14 protein-coding genes are annotated in these 19,793 nt (G+C 52.9%); 13 read left to right on the forward strand and 1 reads right to left on the reverse strand.

What is annotated here, in order from left to right; translation table 11 throughout:
• Positions 1–9: 9 nt before the first annotated feature.
• From DWZ44_RS02155 to holA, 5 genes are all read left to right on the forward strand, one after another.
• Positions 10–699, forward strand: coding sequence for a response regulator transcription factor (locus DWZ44_RS02155; RefSeq protein ID WP_022462209.1), 690 nt, complete (start codon positions 10–12; stop codon positions 697–699).
• Complete coding sequence (locus DWZ44_RS02160; RefSeq protein ID WP_242998406.1) at positions 644–2,122, forward strand: sensor histidine kinase; 1,479 nt, start codon at positions 644–646, stop codon at positions 2,120–2,122. The genes DWZ44_RS02155 and DWZ44_RS02160 overlap by 56 nt, the downstream gene beginning before the upstream one ends.
• A gap of 12 nt (positions 2,123–2,134) precedes the next feature.
• Complete coding sequence (locus DWZ44_RS02165; RefSeq protein WP_117804121.1) at positions 2,135–3,058, forward strand: GerMN domain-containing protein; 924 nt, start codon at positions 2,135–2,137, stop codon at positions 3,056–3,058.
• On the forward strand, positions 3,055–5,328 hold the full coding sequence (locus DWZ44_RS02170; RefSeq protein ID WP_117804122.1) for a DNA internalization-related competence protein ComEC/Rec2: 2,274 nt from the start codon (positions 3,055–3,057) through the stop codon (positions 5,326–5,328). The genes DWZ44_RS02165 and DWZ44_RS02170 overlap by 4 nt, the downstream gene beginning before the upstream one ends.
• 71 nt (positions 5,329–5,399) lie before the next feature.
• A complete protein-coding gene (gene holA / locus DWZ44_RS02175) occupies positions 5,400–6,383 on the forward strand; it encodes a DNA polymerase III subunit delta (RefSeq protein ID WP_055227342.1) in 984 nt (327 codons plus the stop codon).
• A 327-nt stretch (positions 6,384–6,710) separates the two neighbouring features.
• Here the strand turns inward: holA and rpsT are convergent, their stop codons facing one another.
• Entirely contained in the window at positions 6,711–6,974 is a 264-nt protein-coding gene (rpsT, locus tag DWZ44_RS02180; protein WP_022462214.1) for a 30S ribosomal protein S20, read from the reverse strand.
• A 181-nt stretch (positions 6,975–7,155) separates the two neighbouring features.
• On the opposite strand from rpsT, the gene gpr reads away from it, so the two are divergent.
• The 8 genes from gpr to DWZ44_RS02220 all read left to right on the forward strand — a co-directional run bounded on the left by gpr (position 7,156) and on the right by DWZ44_RS02220 (position 19,789).
• Entirely contained in the window at positions 7,156–8,043 is an 888-nt protein-coding gene (gene gpr / locus DWZ44_RS02185) for a GPR endopeptidase (protein ID WP_055218620.1), read from the forward strand.
• A 23-nt stretch (positions 8,044–8,066) separates the two neighbouring features.
• Positions 8,067–9,473, forward strand: coding sequence for a stage II sporulation protein P (locus DWZ44_RS02190; RefSeq protein ID WP_243002019.1), 1,407 nt, complete (start codon positions 8,067–8,069; stop codon positions 9,471–9,473).
• Positions 9,474–9,584: 111 nt separating this feature from the next.
• Positions 9,585–11,399: a translation elongation factor 4 gene (gene lepA / locus DWZ44_RS02195; RefSeq protein ID WP_022462217.1), complete on the forward strand. Its 1,815-nt coding sequence runs from the start codon at positions 9,585–9,587 to the stop codon at positions 11,397–11,399.
• Positions 11,400–11,487: 88 nt separating this feature from the next.
• Positions 11,488–12,621, forward strand: coding sequence for a radical SAM family heme chaperone HemW (gene hemW / locus DWZ44_RS02200; RefSeq protein WP_117804123.1), 1,134 nt, complete (start codon positions 11,488–11,490; stop codon positions 12,619–12,621).
• A gap of 124 nt (positions 12,622–12,745) precedes the next feature.
• Positions 12,746–15,574 (forward strand): excinuclease ABC subunit UvrA, encoded by a 2,829-nt coding sequence (gene uvrA / locus DWZ44_RS02205; protein WP_117509506.1) that lies wholly within the window; start codon positions 12,746–12,748, stop codon positions 15,572–15,574.
• 168 nt (positions 15,575–15,742) lie between these two features.
• Positions 15,743–16,741 carry a rod shape-determining protein gene (locus tag DWZ44_RS02210; RefSeq protein ID WP_117509505.1) on the forward strand — a complete coding sequence of 333 codons (999 nt, stop codon included), beginning with the start codon at positions 15,743–15,745 and terminating at the stop codon, positions 16,739–16,741.
• 6 nt (positions 16,742–16,747) lie between these two features.
• Positions 16,748–19,003, forward strand: a complete 2,256-nt coding sequence (gene recD2 / locus DWZ44_RS02215) for an SF1B family DNA helicase RecD2 (protein ID WP_117804124.1) — start codon at positions 16,748–16,750, stop codon at positions 19,001–19,003.
• Between the two features lie 66 nt (positions 19,004–19,069).
• Entirely contained in the window at positions 19,070–19,789 is a 720-nt protein-coding gene (locus DWZ44_RS02220; RefSeq protein WP_158565814.1) for a ComF family protein, read from the forward strand.
• The last annotated feature ends 4 nt before the right edge of the window (positions 19,790–19,793 follow it).

Below are 19,793 nucleotides of genomic sequence, written 5' to 3' on the forward strand. Positions count from 1 at the left end.
GGAGAAGAAATGGCAAAGAAAGTTCTTGTAGTTGATGATGAAAAACTGATCGTAAAAGGAATCCGCTTCAGCCTGGAGCAGGACGGCATGGAGGTTGACTGCGCATACGACGGCGAGGAAGCACTCTCCATGGCAAAAGAAAAAGAATACGATATGATCCTTCTGGATCTGATGTTGCCAAAGCTGGACGGATTGTCCGTCTGCCAGCAGATCCGTGAATTTTCCAACGTTCCGATCGTCATGCTGACCGCAAAGGGCGAGGACATGGACAAAATCCTGGGACTGGAATACGGCGCAGATGATTACATCACAAAGCCGTTCAACATTCTGGAAGTAAAAGCACGCATCAAGGCCATCATGCGCCGTGCGGCCCGCCAGGAGCCAAAAGAAGAGAAAGCAAAAGTCGTACAGGTGAAAGACCTGCGGATCGACTGCGAGAGCAGAAGAGTCTTCATCGGAGACCGCGAGATCAATCTGACTGCGAAGGAGTTCGATGTGCTCGAGCTTCTCGTCTTCAATCCGAACAAGGTGTACAGCAGAGAGAACCTGCTGAATATTGTCTGGGGCTATGAGTACCCGGGCGACGTGCGCACCGTAGATGTACATATCCGCCGTCTGCGCGAAAAGATTGAGAAAAATCCAAGTGAACCGAAGTACGTTCACACAAAGTGGGGAGTTGGTTACTATTTCCAGGCTTAAAAACAAAGAAAAATGGAAGTTTCTGCGGAGTCTGCGCTTCCGCATCACGGTGATTCTTGTGATCATCGGCATTGTACCGTGTGTGATCCTTGAGAAGAGCATCGTAAACAGCTATGAGGACCGTGCGGTATCGGTGCGCAGCATTACCGTAAAAAATCAGTGCGATATTATCTGCAACCAGCTCATCCAGCAGAATTACATGGAAGATCCTGGATCGGATGTCATCAACGGACAGCTCAGTATGCTGACGAATATCTACGGCGGCAGAATCCTGATTATCGACCAGGATTTCCGCGTCATCAAAGATACGTACGATATGGACCGCGGAAAGACGATTATCTCGCAGGAGGTCATCCAGAGCTTTCAGGGCAAGGAGACGAGCCAGTACGACCGGAAAAACAACTATCTGGAAATGACGGTGCGGATTCAGAATACCGAGACGAAGGAGACGCTCGGCGTTATGCTCGTCAGCATTTCGACGGATGAGATCCGTGCGAATATGAAAATTCTGGAGACGAAGGGAATGACGATTCTTTCGATCATTACGCTTCTCGTGCTGGTCTTTGGCTATCTGCTCGCGGGCATTCTGATGAAGCCGTTCCAGAAGGTCACCCGTTCCATCGAGGACATCACCGACGGCTATCTCGACGAAAGCATTTCTGTTCCGGATTACCTCGAGACAGAGCTGATCACGGACGCATTCAACAAGATGCTGACCCGCGTCCGTACGCTCGACGATTCCCGCCAGGAATTTGTTTCGAACGTCTCGCATGAGTTAAAGACGCCGCTTGCGTCCATGAAGGTTCTGGCGGATTCGCTGAACGGGCAGGAGGGCGTTCCGGTGGAACTTTATCAGGAGTTCATGCAGGATATTACCTCGGAGATCGACCGCGAAAACCAGATTATTACCGACCTTTTGTCGCTGGTCAAGATGGATAAAAAGGTGGCAGACCTCAATATCACCCAGGTCAATATCAACGAGCTGTTAGAGCAGCTGCTGAAGCGGCTTCATCCGATTGCCGCACAGAAAAATGTGGAGCTCATTCTCGACAGCTTCCGCCCGGTCAATGCGGAGGTGGATGCGACGAAGCTCTCGCTGGCGTTCTCGAACCTGATCGAAAACGGCATCAAGTACAACAACGAGAATGGATGGGTGCGTGTATCCTTAAATGCGGATCACAAATATTTCTACGTGACGGTGGCAGACTCCGGCATCGGCATCCCGGAGGAGTCGATTGCGCATATCTTCGAGCGTTTCTACCGCGTGGACAAGTCCCACTCGCGGGAAATCGGCGGAACCGGCCTTGGCCTTGCGATTGCGCGGAGCGCGATTGTCATGCACCGGGGAGCGATCCGTGTATACAGCAAAGAAAACGAGGGAACGACATTTTCCGTGCGGATTCCTCTGAATTACGTGATGTAGGAGGTGGCGCACATGAAACGGATACTTGGCGTACTGCTGGCTGGCGTGCTGCTTCTTAGCGGCTGCGGGCAGTGGCAGAAGAGCCAGAAGGAGTCGGCGTATCACCTGTACTGCCTGGACAAAACCGGCACAACACTGGTGCAGGAGCCGTATGAACCAAAAGAAGGAACGGATCAGAAACTGATCAAGGAGCTGGTTGACGCGCTGCAGGAGAAACCTGCCAGGGACGGAAACCAGGCACTTCTTTCCAATGGGATTTCCATCAAGACGTATACGCTGGAGAACGGGCTCCTTACGCTGAACTTAAGTGGAGAGTACGGAGAGCTTGCGCGGCCGCAGGAGGTTTTGGTGCGTGCAGGACTGGTGCGTACCTTTGTGCAGGTTCCGGAGGTGGAGCGCGTGACGCTTCTGATTGACGGGGATCCGTTAAAGGATTCCAAAGGACGCGAGATCGGAACGATGACGGCGGACAGCTTTCTGGAAAATTCCGGAAGGGAAATTTATCAGTATCAGTATGCGACGCTGACACTGTATTTTGCAAATGAAGCAGGCGATCATCTTGTGAAGGAGACGCGGCGGGTGCCGTACAGCACGAACATTCCGCTGGAGCGGGTCGTGGTGGAGCAGCTGATGAAGGGACCGAAAGAAGACGGCCATTATGCAGTGCTGCCGGATACGATGAATGTCTTAAGTGTCACGACATCCGATCGAATTGCCTATGTGAATTTTGACAAATCTTTTAAGGATTCTGCGCTTTCGAGTGTGGCGGAGCAGATTCCGATTTACGCGGTGGTGGATTCCATCACGGCGAACTGTAAGGTGGATAAGGTGCAGTTTTCCATCAACGGAGAGAGCGATGTAACCTTCCGTGAAACGATGAAACTCAATCAGTTCTACGAGGAAGACCTGTCTTATCTGGAGGAAAAAGATACATGAGAAAACGGCCCATGTGCCTGGCGTGTCTTGGATTCATGCTGGTGCTTGTGCTGCTGCGGATTGCGGGCGTGCCTCTTGGCACGCCTTTTTCTGACCCCAAATACGAAAACAAAGCGCAGCAGGGCAGGAAGGTGTGGATTGCAGGGACAATTGAAACGTATGAGAAAAAGAGCAGCAACAACGGGTATGTGCTGCGCGGGGAGGGAAGCAAAGGGAAAATTTATCTGCTCGCAAAGCGGGGAGATCTGCCGGTCGGAGCCGCTGTGCGGGTGTACGGAACTGTAAAAAAGCCGGAAAGCCCGCGCAATCCGGGGATGTTTGATGAGAAAACATATTATGAGGGAAAAGGCTGTGCGTTCTACGTGATTTCGGAACGGGAGGAAGTTGTGGATGTCGGGCGGTGGAATCTCGGCGAAGCGCTCCGGCTGGAGCGGGAGCGGTGCTGTGCCGTTTTAAAAGAAATGATGCCGGAGGAGGAGGCAGGTGTGCTTTCTGCGATGCTGCTCGGGGAACGGTCGGAACTCACGGAGGAGACGTATCTGGCGTATCAGCAGAGCGGTCTGCTGCACCTGATTTCCGTTTCCGGCATGCATCTGATGCTGCTCGGCATGGCACTCCGACGGCTGCTGATGGCACTGCATCTGCCGAAAACTCCCGCATCTCTGGCAGCGGCCGCCGGTATGGTGCTGTATGGCATGTTTACCGGCAGCGGAACGGCGACCGTGCGTGCAGTGGTGATGTTTGCGGTGCGGATGGGAGCTGTCGCAGTGGGAAGGACGTATGATTCCTTAAGTGCGCTCTCTCTTGCGGCAATTCTGATGCTGGCGGAAAACCCCTCGTATCTGGAGCAGAGCGGGTTCTGGCTTTCGTTTGGAGCAGTAACAGCCATTTCCGGGGTTTATCCGGTTCTGGCGGGGGAGAAGGCGGAACGGAAGAGACGCGGGGAAAAAACGGGGTTGGAAAAGCTTGCGGCGAAAGGAAAAGAGGCTGCGATGGTGTACCTTTCCCTGCAGCTTGTCATGATCCCGCTGCAGGCGTGGTATTTTTATGAGATTCCGCTCTTTGCGTTTCTGCCGAATCTGTTTGCAGGAGCTGTCATGACGGCGGTGCTGCTGACGGGTGCTGCGGGGCTTCTGGCGGGACTGGCAAGCGTGAAAGCGGGAAGTGTTGTTCTGCTTCCGACGCGGTTCCTGCTCACACTTCTGCGGCAGATGACAGCGGCGGTCGCACAGATTCCGGGAAATGTGTGGATCTGCGGTCAGCCGGAAAAATGGCAGATGGCAGGATATGGAATCATTCTGACCGGTCTGCTGGTGATACTGTATGTGCGAAAACGAAAACGGGAGATGAATCCGGATGGGGCAAAACGAAAAGGTGCGCAGGCACGAAAGCGGGAGCGGATGCTCTTTGGTATTACCATGTTTTTTGCCTGTGTTCTGCTTTTTTACCGTCCCCGGGAAACGTTTTCCATTACAGCGCTGGACGTCGGCCAGGGCGATTCGCTGGTGGTGGAGAGCGGCCGTTTTGTGATGCTGAATGACGGCGGGAGCAGCAGTGCGTCTGCGGTCGGGGAAAAAAGGATTCTCCCATATCTGAAACAGCGCGGCATTGCCGCTCTTGATGCCGTTGTTGTCACGCACCCGGACGCAGATCACACGAACGGAATCCTCGAACTGCTGGAGCTGATCGGGGAGCAGAAAACGGCGCTTCGCATCCGCCATCTGTTCCTGCCTGTGTGGATGAAAGGAAGCGAAAAAGAAAATCCTTTTATTTTAGCCGCACAAAAAGCGGGAATTATGGTAGAATATCTAAAAAAGGGAGACGAGATCCGTGCAGGAGAACTCACCGTATCGGTACTTCATCCGGGAGCGGGCGAAGACTATACGGGAGAGGAAAACGCCGGAAGTGTTGTATTACAGCTTTCCTGCGGTGCCTGCCGCGCACTTCTGACGGGAGATCTGGAGGGAAGCGGAGAAGAAGAGGTCCTGGGGGCGGCAGAGCGGTGCCAGATTTTAAAGGTGGCGCACCACGGCTCGAGAAATTCAACGAGCGAGGCATTTCTGAACCGCATACAGCCGCAGATCAGCCTGATTTCCTGCGCGTGGCCGGGACGGTACGGCCATCCGCACCGGGAGCTGCTGGAGCGGCTTCGTGCCTGCAAAAGCCATATCTACGGAACACCGGTGGATGGAGCCGTGACAGTACAGCTGAAGCGTGACCGCCTGGCGGTTCACGGATACCGGTCGGATGTGGAATTTCCCGTCTCCTGAATGGTCAAAAGCTCCGGCTGCTGCGGCACTGCGCAAACGTGCTTCTGCCGGAACAAAAGAAAGAGGATGGAATGAAAAGCATTTTAGAAGATATCAAAACGCAGAATTTTAAGCAGGCCTACCTGCTCTACGGAGAAGAAGCCTATCTGAAGCATCAGTATAAAAACAAGCTGAAAAACGCACTGCTGCCGGAGGACGACACGATGAATTTCTCCCGCTTTGAGGGAAAAGGAACCGAGATTCCCAAAGTGATTGACCTTGCGGAGACGATGCCGTTTTTTGCGGACCGCCGTGTGATTCTGCTGGAAAATACAGGATTTTTCAAAAACAAAGCCGACGCGCTGGCAGACTACATGGGATCCCTGCCGGATTATCTGGTGCTGATCTTCGTGGAGGAGGAAGTCGATAAGCGGAACCGTATGTACAAGGCGGTGCAGAAGCAGGGAAGAGCAGTGGAATTTGCTCGTCAGGACGAAAAGACGCTGATGACCTGGGTACTCGGCATGATGAAAAAAGAGGGAAAAAAGATCACGCGCCAGGATATGGAAGATTTTCTGGAAAAGACGGGCACGGATATGGGAAATATCTCGCAGGAGCTGGAAAAACTGCTCAGCTATACGATGGGAAGAGATGTGATCACGCGGGCGGATATCGAGGCAGTCTGCACAACGCAGATTACGAACCGGATTTTCGAGATGATCCGCGCGGTAACGGAGAAGAAGCAGCGGAAAGCGCTCGATCTGTATCAGGATCTGCTGGCTTTAAAGGAGCCGCCGATGCGGATTCTCTTTCTGCTGGCACGCCAGTTCAATCTGCTGCTGCAGGTCAAAGAGCTGCTGGCAGAGCATTGCGATCAGGCGACGATCGCAAAACGGACGGGACTGCAGAGCTTCGTTGTGCGGAACTATATTCCCATGTCGCGCCAGTATGCGGCGGAGGAATTAAAAGCGGCGGTCAATGACTGCGTGCAGATGGAAGAGGACGTGAAGACGGGAAAAATTTCCGATCTGCTGAGCGTGGAGCTGCTGATTACGAAATACAGCAGGGCGGCGTAAGAGCAGAGTTTTCTATAGCAAGACCCGAAAATAATGCAAAAAAGGCAGTGCTGCTGAGCGCGAATTGCAAGGAACAGATTTGAAGGCGTACCGGGGTACGACGAAAATCTGTGACGCAGTAATTCACGCTCTGCGGTGCTGAATTTTTTGCATTATTTTCGGGGATTGCTATAAAAAGAACAAGGCGTACCGGTACAGGAAAACTGGCCGATACGCCTTGTTCTGTGTTTATCAAAAGATCTGTCGCGGCGCACTCTTTTGGTAAGCATAAAAAAAGAACCCAGCCACATGACGGTATGACTAAGTTCTCTTTGGTTTATATCTTTATTATGCGATTGAGTTTACAGCTTTGCTCAGATTGGATACTTTTCTGGCAGCGTTGTTTTTATGATAAACGCCCTTAGAAGCAGCCTTGTCGATGGTAGAGATCGCATTTACTAATGCAGCAGCAGCAGCCTCTTTATCGTTTGCAGCAACAGCAGCATCTACTTTTTTCATAGAAGTCTTAACTGCAGAACGGATTGCTTTGTTGCGGTCTGCCTTTGTCTGATTTACCAGGATTCTTTTCTTTGCGGATTTAATGTTAGCCAAACTGTACACCTCCAATATTTTTAAAATTAATGTGATTTAAGGGATGTTATTCAATGGAACAGACACGGGCGCTCCACTGAAACATGCTTTATTATCCTATAATATTTCGCATGTTTTGTCAATACATATTTTTGAAAAAATTGCAAAAACTACAACAAAAATACAGGAGAAGGAGAAAAGTATGATAGGAAAGTATAGGATGCGGACAGACCTGGCGATGGAGAATCAGGAAAAATTTGAGAGGGACCATGTGGAGATCTCCGGGGTCGAGATTGAGAAGAAGAAAAGAAAGGCGGAAATTCAGACAACCATTGTGAAAATCACATCGGAGCAGGGTGCAAAAATGATGGGAAAGCCGAAAGGGACGTATGTGACGATCGAAGCGCCGCTGCTTTTGACGGCAGACGAGGAGGAGAGCCGGAAAGCGGCGGAGGAGTTTTCCCACTGTCTGATGGAAATGGTGCCGGAAGCGTGCGGATCCGTTCTTGTGGCCGGTCTCGGCAACCGCGGCATCACGCCGGATGCGCTCGGGCCGGAGACGGTGGAGCAGCTTAACGTTACGCGCCATCTGGTGCGCACCTACGGAAAGAAGGGCCGGGAAGTGAGTGCCCTTGCTCCCGGCGTTATGGCACAGACGGGCATGGAGGCAGTGGAAATCCTGCGCGGAACGGCAGAACAGACCCATCCAGATGTGATTCTCGCCGTGGATGCCCTTGCCGCATGCAGTATTCACCGGCTGAACTGTACGATCCAGCTTGCCGACACCGGAATCTGGCCGGGCTCGGGCGTCGGAAACCACCGCAATGCCTTAAATCAGGAGACGCTCGGCGTGCCGGTCATCGGAATCGGTGTGCCGACCGTTGTAGGGGCAGGAACGATCGTCCACGATGCCGTCGCAGGCGTTCTGGAATCGCTGGAGGAGTCCGAGATGGATGAATTTCTGGGAGAAGTCATTTCACCGGCGCTCGAAAGCCTTTACGTGACGACAAAAGAGATCGACGAGATGGTCCGCCGCCTGGCCGGGGTTCTTGCGGCAGGTATGAATCAGGCATTTTCCGGGGAACTGTAACATATCATGAATATGGTGATAATATGTGGAATGCCAGGCGAAATGGACGATGGTTCGGATGGGGATGTCTTTTCCTGTCCTGCAGTATACTGCTGTTCCGCAGTGCAGCGGTTCTCCGGAAAAATCATTTCTTAGAGGGGAAAGTTCTGCTGCAGCGGGCGGCAGCACAGGCGGAGCAGTTATCCGTGGATGTGATGATGCCGCTTCTTTTTTATGACGGAAAAGAGGACGGAAGGGGATGGATGGAAAATCTCCTCGCGGCAGTGCGGGATCAGATACCGGCGCTTCGGGAGGGAAGCACGGCAGAAAATACGCTGTCTGCCGGGACAGAAGCAGCGGAAACGGATACGGCGAAGCAGGATTCGAATCCGGGACCGGGAGCAGAAAGAGGGCAGACAGAATCGAAGGAGCAGGGAACTGAGGAAGATCAAAAGGATGGAACTCAAAAAGATGAAACTCAAAAAGATGGAATGGAAATCACGGAGCCGGAGCAGACGGAAACAGGAATCACAGAACCGGCAGCCGGAGAGTCGGCATCAACGGCAGAACCCGAAGCGCCGCAGTCTGTCCCGGAGGAGACCATCGAAACCGGCGGCGCACCGCGTGAGATTCTCTACCCGGAGGCCGACACGATTCAGGAGACAATTTCACCTGACCTTCTTGCTGACCCGCAGGCGCTCCTGAACCGCTTCTTCGTTGTCGATCCCAACACTTCGGTCCTGCCGGGCGAGATCGACGGCAGCACCCTGCTCGGAAAAGACCTGACCCTGCCGGAAAATGCCGAAGGCCCGCAGATTCTGATCTATCATACCCATTCGCAGGAAACCTTCGCCGATTCCCGTCCGGGAGAAAGAGCGGACACGGTAATCGGCCTCGGTGATGATCTGCAGGAGCTTCTGGAAAAGCAGTACGGATACGAAGTGCTTCATATTACAGAGGCATTTGACATGAAAGAAGGCTGTCTCGAGCGGAGCCGCGCCTACAACTACGCGGAGCCGGTCATCGCAGCGGCGCTGGAAGAACACCCGTCCATTCAGGTCGTGATCGACCTGCACCGGGACGGGGTCAATGGTTCAAAACGTCTTGTGACAGAAATCAACGGAAAGCCGACCGCGCAGATCATGTTTTTCAACGGCCTTTCCCGCACGAAAGAAAGCGGCGAACTGACAAGCCTGCCCAATCCGTATCAGGCGGAAAACCTTGCATTTTCCTTTCAGATGGAGTATGAGGCAAAACAGTATTATCCCGGCTTTTCGCGCTGTATCTATTTAAAAGGCTACCGCTACAACCTCCATCTCCGCCCGAGATCTGTTCTTCTCGAGGTTGGTGCGCAGACGAATACGGTCGAGGAGGTGAAAAATGCAATGGGGCCGTTTGCGGATATCCTGCATAAGGTTCTGTCGGGCAAAAGTCCGGCATCAGGCGGATAAATTTATCTTGCTTTTTTGAGTGGAATTTCGTATCATACAAAATAGACAGATTGCGGGAGTACGAAATATGGAGCAATCTGGTATCGTAGGGAAAAAGCAGGAGGAAAAAACTTGTCAGGAATAGATCAGAGTAAAATTCGTAATTTTTGTATTATTGCCCATATCGACCATGGAAAATCAACCCTTGCGGACCGTATTATTCAGAAAACAGGCCTTTTGACCGAGCGTGAGATGCAGGATCAGGTGCTGGACAATATGGATCTGGAGCGTGAGCGCGGCATCACGATCAAGGCACAGGCAGTCCGTACCGTATACAAAGCGGCCGACGGCGAGGAGTACATTTTAAACATGATTGACACCCCGGGCCATGTTGACTTCAACTATGAGGTTTCCCGAAGCCTTGCCGCATGCGACGGCGCGCTGCTCGTTGTCGATGCATCGCAGGGTATCGAGGCGCAGACCCTTGCCAACGTCTACCTCGCCCTTGACCATGACCTGGATGTGTTCCCGGTCATCAACAAAGTAGACCTTCCAAGCGCCGAGCCGGACCGTGTAATTGCAGAGATCGAGGATGTCATCGGACTGGAAGCGCAGGATGCTCCGCGGATTTCCGCAAAAACCGGCCTGAACGTGGACGAGGTGCTCGAACAGATCGTACAGAAAATTCCGGCACCGGAAGGTGATCCGACGGAACCGTTAAAAGCACTGATTTTCGACTCCGTCTACGATGCATACCGCGGCGTCATCATTTCCTGCCGTGTGATGGAAGGAAGCGTGAAAAAAGGAACGAGAATCCGCATGATGGCGACAGGCGCTGTCGAGGAAGTTGTCGAGGTCGGCTACTTCGGCGCAGGCCGTCTGATCCCGTGCGACGAGCTCTCCGCCGGAATGGTAGGCTATATCACCGCCAGCATCAAAAACGTGCGCGACACCCGCGTGGGTGATACCGTAACCGATGCCGACCGTCCGTGTGCAGAAGCACTGCCGGGCTACAAAAAAGTCAACCCGATGGTATACTGCGGCATGTACCCGGCCGACGGCGCACAGTACGGCGATCTGCGCGACGCGCTGGAAAAACTGCAGTTAAACGATGCATCCCTCTTCTACGAGCCGGAGACATCGGCAGCACTGGGCTTTGGCTTCCGCTGCGGTTTCCTTGGACTGCTTCACCTGGAAATTATTCAGGAGCGCCTGGAGCGTGAGTACAATCTGGATCTCGTGACGACCGCACCGAGCGTTATCTATAAGGTTCACAAAACCGACGGAACCGTCATTGACCTGACCAACCCGTCGAATCTGCCGGACCCGTCCGAGATTGATTATATGGAAGAGCCGCTGGTAAAAGCAGAGATTATGGTGACGACCGACTACATCGGACCGATCATGGAGCTCTGCCAGCAGAGACGAGGCCAGTATCAGGGAATGGAATACATGGAGACGACGCGTGCGATGCTTCATTACCATCTCCCGCTGAATGAGATTATCTACGATTTCTTTGATGCTTTAAAATCCCGCTCCAAAGGTTACGCGTCATTCGACTACGAGCTGCTCGGCTATGAGAGAAGCGAGCTTGTAAAACTCGATATCCTCGTCAATAAAGAAGAAGTGGATGCGCTGTCCTTCATCGTATTCGAGGGATCTGCCTACGAGCGCGGAAGAAAGATGTGCGAGAAGCTCAAAGAAGAGATTCCGCGGCAGCTCTTCGAAATCCCGATCCAGGCGGCTGTCGGATCGAAGATTATCGCCAGAGAAACCGTCCGCGCGATGCGCAAAGACGTCCTCGCCAAGTGCTACGGCGGCGATATTTCCCGAAAGAAGAAGCTGCTGGAGAAGCAGAAGGAAGGTAAGAAGCGGATGCGCCAGGTAGGAAACGTGGAGATTCCGCAGAAAGCCTTTATGAGCGTACTGAAACTGGATGAAAATTAAGAAATAAAAATGAGACCGGCCTGTCGGCGCCGCCTGCTGTTGCGGGAGCGCAGGGGCCGGTCTTTCGATCGTACGGAGGAAAAGCAGAATGAATAAAAAAAGAAAACCACTGGAACTCTATGTGCATATCCCGTTCTGCATCCGGAAATGCGCCTACTGTGATTTTGTCTCGGGACCGGGCACGAAAGCAATGCAGAAGGAGTATGAAGAGGCTCTGCTGGCAGAAATCGATGCAGCGGAAGAGACGGCAGAAAGTGAAGTGATTTCCGCCTTTTTCGGCGGCGGAACACCATCCGCAGTGGATGCCGGAATGCTCGCCCGTGTGATGGAAAAACTGCGGAGCAAGTACATTTTTTCAGAGGATGCTGAGATTACGCTGGAGGCCAATCCGGGAACGCTGGATGCGGAAAAACTGAAATGTTACAGGAAGAGCGGCTTCAACCGGATCAGTATCGGCTGTCAGTCGGTTCACGATGAGGAGCTGAAACGGCTGGGAAGAATCCACACGTTTGCGGAATTTCAGGAGAGTTTTGCACTGGCACGGGATGCCGGGTTTGCGAATATCAACGTGGATCTGATGTCAGGTCTGCCGGAGCAGAGTGAAGAGAAATGGGAAGAGAGTCTTCGGACGATCGCGGAGCTTTCTCCGGAGCACATTTCCGCCTACAGCCTGATCGTGGAGCCGGGAACCCCGTTTGCGGAGCAGAAACTGGATCTGCCGGATGAGGACACAGAACGCGAAATGTATGCCAGAACGGCGGAAATCCTCGCAGAATACGGCTTTTTCCAGTATGAGATTTCCAATTATGCAAAGCCGGGCTTCGCATGCCGCCACAATATCGGCTACTGGAAAAGGACGGATTATCTGGGGTTCGGGCCTTCCGCGGCATCGTTATTCGGAAACCGCCGGTGGACGAACACGGCAGATCGATCTTTGTATCTGAAAGCGTGCGGAGCACTGGAAAAGATCCGTGAGGATGAGGAAATTCTTTCCCGGCAGGATGCCATGGAAGAATTTATGTTTCTCGGCCTTCGAATGACACAAGGGATCTCGACGACGGAGTTTGAGGAGAAGTTTGGAAAGGAGATCCATGCCGTATACGGCGGGGTTCTGAAGAAATACGAAGCGATGCATCTTTTACAGGAACACAGCGGGCGCCTGGCTCTGACACGCGATGGGATTTCCGTCAGCAATGTGATTCTGGCAGATTTTCTGCTGTAAAAAGATGATAAAGAAATAGAACAAATGTTTGCACAACGCACGGCGGTGTGCTATAATGGGAGAAAACGAGACAAGATTCCTGTCCCTGTCCGGACAGGGATTCCAATTAATAAGAGGAACAGTTATGGCAGAGAAAAAAGAGTTTATCAGAATACGGGGAGCCAGGGAGAACAACCTGAAAGCACTGAATGTCGATATCCCCAGAAACCAGTTTGTTGTATTTACGGGCCTCAGCGGTTCAGGAAAGAGTTCGCTTGCGTTTGACACGATCTATGCGGAGGGCCAGCGGCGGTACATGGAGAGCCTTTCCTCCTACGCGCGCCAGTTCTTAGGACAGATGGAAAAACCGAATGTGGACAGCATCGAAGGCCTGCCGCCTGCTATTTCGATCGATCAGAAATCGACGAACCGGAACCCGCGTTCCACCGTCGGAACCGTGACGGAGATTTACGATTACTTCCGTCTTCTGTACGCGAGAATCGGTATTCCGCACTGCCCGAAGTGCGGAAAAGTCATCAGCCGCCAGTCGGTGGACCAGATGGTCGATCAGATCATGGCACTCCCGGAGCGGACGAAAATCCAGCTTCTCGCGCCGGTTGTGCGCGGCCGCAAGGGAAGACACGAAAAGGTGCTCGAACAGGCAAAACGCAGCGGCTATGTCCGCGTGATGATCGACGGCAGCCAGTATGAGCTGTCCGAGGAGATCACGCTGGATAAGAACCTGAAACACAACATTTCCATTATTGTGGACCGTCTTGTAGTCAAACCGGACATTGAGAAACGTCTGACGGATTCCGTCGAGAACGTACTGGATCTGGCGGACGGCCTTCTGGTGGTCGACACGATGGACGGAAATCAGCTCAACTTCAGCCAGAGCTTTTCCTGCCCGGACTGCGGCATCAGCATGGAGGAGATTGAGCCGAGAAGCTTTTCCTTCAACAACCCGTTCGGCGCCTGCCCGAGCTGTGCCGGCCTTGGCTACAAGATGGAGTTCGACGAGGATCTGATGATTCCGGACAAGACCGTATCCATCGCAGACGGAGCCATCACCGTGCTCGGCTGGCAGTCCTGCACGGACAAATCGAGCTATACGAGAGCCATTCTCGATGCGCTCGCAGAGGAGTACGATTTTTCCCTTTCCACTCCGTTCTGTGAATATCCGAAAAAAATCCACGATATCCTGATTTACGGAACGAACGGAAAATCCGTCAAGGTGCATTACCGCGGTCAGCGCGGCGTCGGTGTGTACGATGTGGCTTTTGAGGGGCTGATCAAAAATGTAGAGCGCCGCTACCGTGAGACCGGATCGGATTCTACAAAACAGGAATACGAAACCTTCATGCGTGTGACCCCGTGCCAGGCGTGCCATGGCCAGCGTCTGAAACCGACGTCGCTTGGTGTGACGGTCGGAGATAAAAATATTTTTGAAGTAACATCCCTTTCCATCGACAATCTGCAGAAGTTTATGCAGAACCTCGAACTCTCCGAACAGCAGCTGCTGATCGGAAAGCAGATTTTAAAAGAGATCCGTGCGCGTGTGAGCTTCCTTGCGGATGTCGGATTAAACTATCTGACCCTGGCGCGTGGAACGGCATCGCTGTCCGGCGGTGAGGCGCAGAGAATCCGTCTGGCAACGCAGATCGGCTCCGGCCTTGTCGGTGTCGCCTATATTCTCGACGAGCCGAGCATCGGTCTTCACCAGAGAGACAACGACAAACTTCTCGCGACGCTGAAACATCTGCGTGACCTCGGAAACAGCCTGATCGTCGTGGAGCACGACGAGGATACGATGCGCGCCGCTGACTGCGTTGTCGATATCGGCCCGGGAGCCGGTGAGCACGGCGGAGAGCTGGTGGCGATCGGAACGGCGGAAGATCTGATGAAAAATCCGAATTCCATCACCGGAAAATACTTAAGCGGAGAGCTGAAAATTCCGGTTCCGTCCGAGCGCAGAAAGCCGACGGGCTGGCTGAAGGTAGTCGGAGCAAAAGAGCACAATCTGAAAAATATCAACGTGAATTTCCCGCTCGGTGTCATGACCTGCGTGACCGGAGTCTCCGGATCGGGAAAGAGTTCCCTTGTCAATGAAATTCTGTACAAACGGCTGGCAAGAGATCTGAACCGTGCGCGGACGATTCCGGGTGCACACAAAGACATCATCGGTATGGAACAGCTCGATAAGGTCATCGACATCGACCAGTCCCCGATCGGAAGAACACCGCGTTCCAATCCGGCAACGTACACAGGTCTGTTCGATCAGATCCGCGACCTGTTTGCGGCAACGCAGGATGCCAAGGCGCGCGGCTACAAGAAGGGAAGATTCAGTTTTAATGTGAAGGGCGGCCGATGCGAGGCCTGCGGCGGCGACGGTATCCTGAAGATCGAAATGCACTTCCTGCCGGATGTCTATGTGCCGTGTGAGGTCTGCCATGGAAAACGGTACAACCGTGAGACACTGGAAGTCAAATACAAAGGAAAGAGCATCTACGATGTGCTGAATATGACGGTCGAGGAGGCACTGGAATTCTTCAGGCCGGTACCGTCGATTTTCCGGAAATTACAGACCCTGTACGATGTCGGCCTTTCCTACATCCGACTCGGCCAGCCGTCCACCACGCTGTCCGGTGGAGAAGCGCAGCGTATCAAGCTCGCAGCAGAGCTGAGCCGCCGCGGCACGGGAAAAACGATCTACATTCTCGACGAGCCGACGACGGGACTTCATTTTGCGGATGTCCACAAACTGGTGGAGATTCTGCACCGCCTGTCCGAGGGCGGAAATACCGTCGTTGTTATCGAACACAATCTGGATGTCATCAAGACGGCGGACTATATTATTGATATCGGACCGGAGGGCGGAGACGGCGGCGGAACCGTGATTGCGTGCGGAACGCCGGAGGAAGTGGCCAAGAGCCCGGTATCCTACACCGGAAAATATGTCGAAAAATATCTCTAAAAAATCCTTTCCATTTTAAAAGGGATTGTATATAATAAGAAGCGGGTTGGGTTCAGAACACATTCGATCCTTTTGTGTTTCGGGTGTTTTGAACCCGAACTTATTCTATACAAATTTCAAACAGATTAAAATAAAGAAAAATAAAAGAGAACAGGAAAGGGGATTACTATGGCTGCAACGACCGATATCGGAATTGATCTGGGGACGTCCAGCATCCTGGTCTATGCCAAGGGAAAAGGCATTGTATTAAAGGAGCCGTCCGTAGTTGCGTATGATAAAGATGCAGATAAAGTACGGGCAATTGGAGAAGAAGCGCGTCAGATGATTGGACGGACACCGGGCAATATTATGGCGGTCCGGCCCATGCGGCAGGGCGTGATCACGGACTTTCTGATCACCGAGCGCATGCTGCGCTACTTTATCCAGAAGGCAATGGGAAGAAGAGCATTCCGGAAACCGAGAATCAGCATCTGTGTGCCGTCCGGTGTGACGGAAGTAGAGCGGAAGGCTGTGGAGGAGGCAACGTACCAGGCGGGAGCCCGGGAAGTGCTGATCGTGCCGGAGCCGGTGGCAGCGGCAATCGGATCCGGAATTGACATTACGAAACCATGCGGAAATATGATCGTGGACATCGGCGGAGGCACGACGGATATCGCTGTGATCTCGCTTGCGGGAACCGTTGTTTCTAATTCGGTCAAGATTTCCAGTGAGACATTTGACCAGGATATCATCCGCTATGTACGGAAAACATACAACGTATTTATCGGAGAACAGACCGCAGAGGCAGTGAAAATCCGGATTGGTTCCGCTTATCCGCGGGCCGAGGAGAAAACGATGGAGATCAAGGGAAGAAACGTCATCACCGGACTTCCGGCGACGATTACGGTTTCCTCCGACGAAATCCGAGGTGCCCTTGTCCAGACGACAAACCAGATTGCGGACGCGATCTGTGCCGTGCTGGAAAAAACGCCGCCGGAACTGGCATCCGATGTTTCCGACCGCGGCATTATCCTGACCGGAGGCGGCAGTCTCCTTGCCGGAATGGACGAGCTGATCCAGGAGCGGACCGGCATCAATACCGTGACAGCAGAAAATCCGGCGAGCGTCGTTGCGCTTGGAACCGGCCAGTACCGCGAAGTGATGAATGAATTTGAAAGCCAGTTTTGATAAAAGATGAGTGAAAAAGAAAAAGTAGAAGGCTACGTAGAACACATTATTTTCCGAAATGAGGAGAACGGCTATACCGTCCTGAATCTGAGCATGAAGGGGCGCGAGCTGACATGCGTCGGCACGCTTCCGATGATCGGAGAGGGCGAGCTGATCGAGGCTTCCGGAGATTATATTGAACATGCTGCCTATGGAAAGCAGTTCCGCATTGAATCCTATGAGACGAAAGTTCCACAGGATTCTGTTGCATTGGAGCGGTATCTCGGTTCCGGTGCGATCAAAGGAGTCGGTGCGGCGCTGGCGGCAAGAATTGTGCGCCGCTTCGGTGACGATACGCTTCGGATCATCGAGGAAGAGCCGGAGCGCCTCGCGGAGGTAAAGGGAATCAGCGAGCGGAAAGCGCGTGAAATTGCACAGCAGGTGGCAGAAAAAGCCGAAATGCAGAATGCGATGATTTTCCTCTCGGGATATGGCATTGCACTGAATCTCGGTGCAAAGATTTATCAGCAGTACGGGGACAATGTGTACCGGATTTTAAAGGAAAACCCGTATAAAATGGCGGAAGATATCGCAGGCGTGGGATTTCGGACGGCGGATGAGATTGCCGGAAAAATCGGGATTGCCGTGGACAGCGAATTCCGCATCAAGAGCGGTCTTTCGTATGTGCTGAATCAGGCGACGGCAGAAGGCCATGTCTATCTGCCGGAACCGGTGCTGCTTCGGAGAGGGCAGGAACTTCTCGGCGTAGAACCGGAGCGGATGCAGAAATCTCTGCAGGATATGGCAATCGACAAAAAAGCGGTCATCCGCGAGCTCCCGGCCGAACGGGAAGGGGATGAGCCGCTGCGGATTGTGTACGCCAGCCAGTATTATTATCTGGAACTGAGTACGGCGCGCATGCTGCATGAGCTGAATATTACATGCGAGGAAGACCGTGAGGCAATCGAAAAGCGGATCGGAAAGATCGAGAAAAAATATCAGATCGAGCTGGATGAGATGCAGAAGACGGCAGTCGTTGAGGCGGCATACAGCGGTCTTATGATCCTGACCGGAGGTCCCGGAACCGGAAAAACGACGACCATCAATGCGATGATCCATTATTTTGAGGCAGAAGGCCTCGACATTTTCCTGGCAGCGCCGACCGGAAGAGCGGCGAAACGAATGACAGAGGCAACTGGCTGTGAGGCATGCACGATCCATCGTCTTCTGGAACTGACGGGAAATGTGGATGATTCCTCGGCAAATGTGCATTTTGAGCGGAACGCAGATAATCCGCTCAACGCGGATGTCATCATCATTGATGAGATGTCGATGGTTGATATCCACCTGATGCATGCCCTTCTTTCCGCGATGGTGCCGGGAACAAGGCTGATCCTGGTGGGAGACCAGAACCAGCTTCCAAGTGTCGGCCCGGGCAGTGTCCTCCGGGATCTGATCCGTTCGGAATGCTTTCCGATTGTCTGCCTGACACACATTTTCCGGCAGGCATCCCAGAGCGATATTGTTGTCAATGCACATAAGATCCATAATGGGGAAGAGGTTATACTGGACAATAAGAGCAAAGATTTCTTCTTTTTGAAACGGTACGATGTCAACGTGATCTGGAAAGTGCTGGTGACGCTGGTGTCCCAGAAACTGCCGCGTTATGTGGATGCCCGCCCGCAGGATATCCAGATTCTGACTCCGATGCGGAAAGGTGCACTCGGCGTGGAAAATCTGAATCAGATTCTGCAGAAATACCTGAACCCGCCCGCACCGGACAAAGCCGAGCGGGAAAATGGAGGTAATATCCTCCGCGAGGGCGACAAGGTCATGCAGATCCGCAACAATTACCAGATGGAGTGGGAAATCCGCGGCATCAACGGAATCGTGGCGGAGCGCGGTATGGGTGTATTCAACGGAGACCTCGGCATGATCCGGAGTATCAACCCGTATACCGAGGTGATCACCGTGGAGTTTGAGGAAGGAAAATTCGCAGACTATACGTTCAAACAGGCGGACGAGCTGGAGCTCGCCTACGCCACAACGATACATAAAGCGCAGGGAAGCGAGTACCCGGCGGTTGTGATTCCGCTGCTCGGCGGCCCGCGCATGCTGATGACGCGGAATCTTTTGTATACGGCCGTGACGAGAGCCAGAAAGTGCGTCACCATCGTTGGAAGTGATGTGACATTCCAGGCAATGATCGGAAATCATATCGAGGCGAACCGGTATACAACGCTCGCCAGAAGAATCTGGGAAATGCGGGAAGAAAACGCGTAAACACGTTTTTCCGGGGCATGGATGCGGCTGCATCCGGCAGAGTGGATAAGGGAAAGCGCAGGTTACATGAAAGAAAAAAATAAAACAGGAAACTGGCTTTTAAACGCAGTTTATCCGAGACGATGTCCCATCTGTGACGGACTGCTGTCACGTGAGGAGCCGTATCTATGCCGGAATTGTGTGGAAAAGATCCATCCGATTCTGGGCGCGCGGTGCAAAAAATGCGGGAAACCCGTGGGAAGTGAGGAAGAGTTCTGCCGGGACTGCAGCAGAACGAGGCACAGCTTCGACCGCGGTTTTGCGCCGTACGGTTACCACGGGGAACTTGAGGCTTCCCTGATGCGGTTCAAATATCATGAACGGCAGGAATACGCCGGATTTTATGCTCACGCGGCGTTTTTCTATGTGGGAAAGCAGATCCAGAGAAGAAATCCGGAGGTGCTCGTTCCGGTGCCGCTTCATCCGGCGAGACAGCGGCAGCGCGGCTACAATCAGGCGGAGGTATTTGCAGAAAAGCTGGCAGAAGAAATGGAACTTCCCATGAATGCCCGCCTGATCCGCCGTGTGAAAAAAACAAAACGCCAGAAAGCGCTTAGTCCCGCCGAGCGGCGGAAAAACCTGGAGGGAGCTTTTGCATTGGCAAAGCCGGGACAGATGAAATACTGCCGGATTCTTCTGGTAGATGACATTTTCACAACGGGAAGCACGGTTGATGCCATTGCGTCACTGTTGAAAGTGAATGGAGCAGAACAGGTGGATTTTGTTTGTGCGGCAATTGTAAAATAGTGTG

This window comes from Blautia sp. AF32-4BH (assembly GCF_003460565.1).
Taxonomy (GTDB): Bacteria; Bacillota; Clostridia; order Lachnospirales; family Lachnospiraceae; genus Fusicatenibacter; species Fusicatenibacter saccharivorans.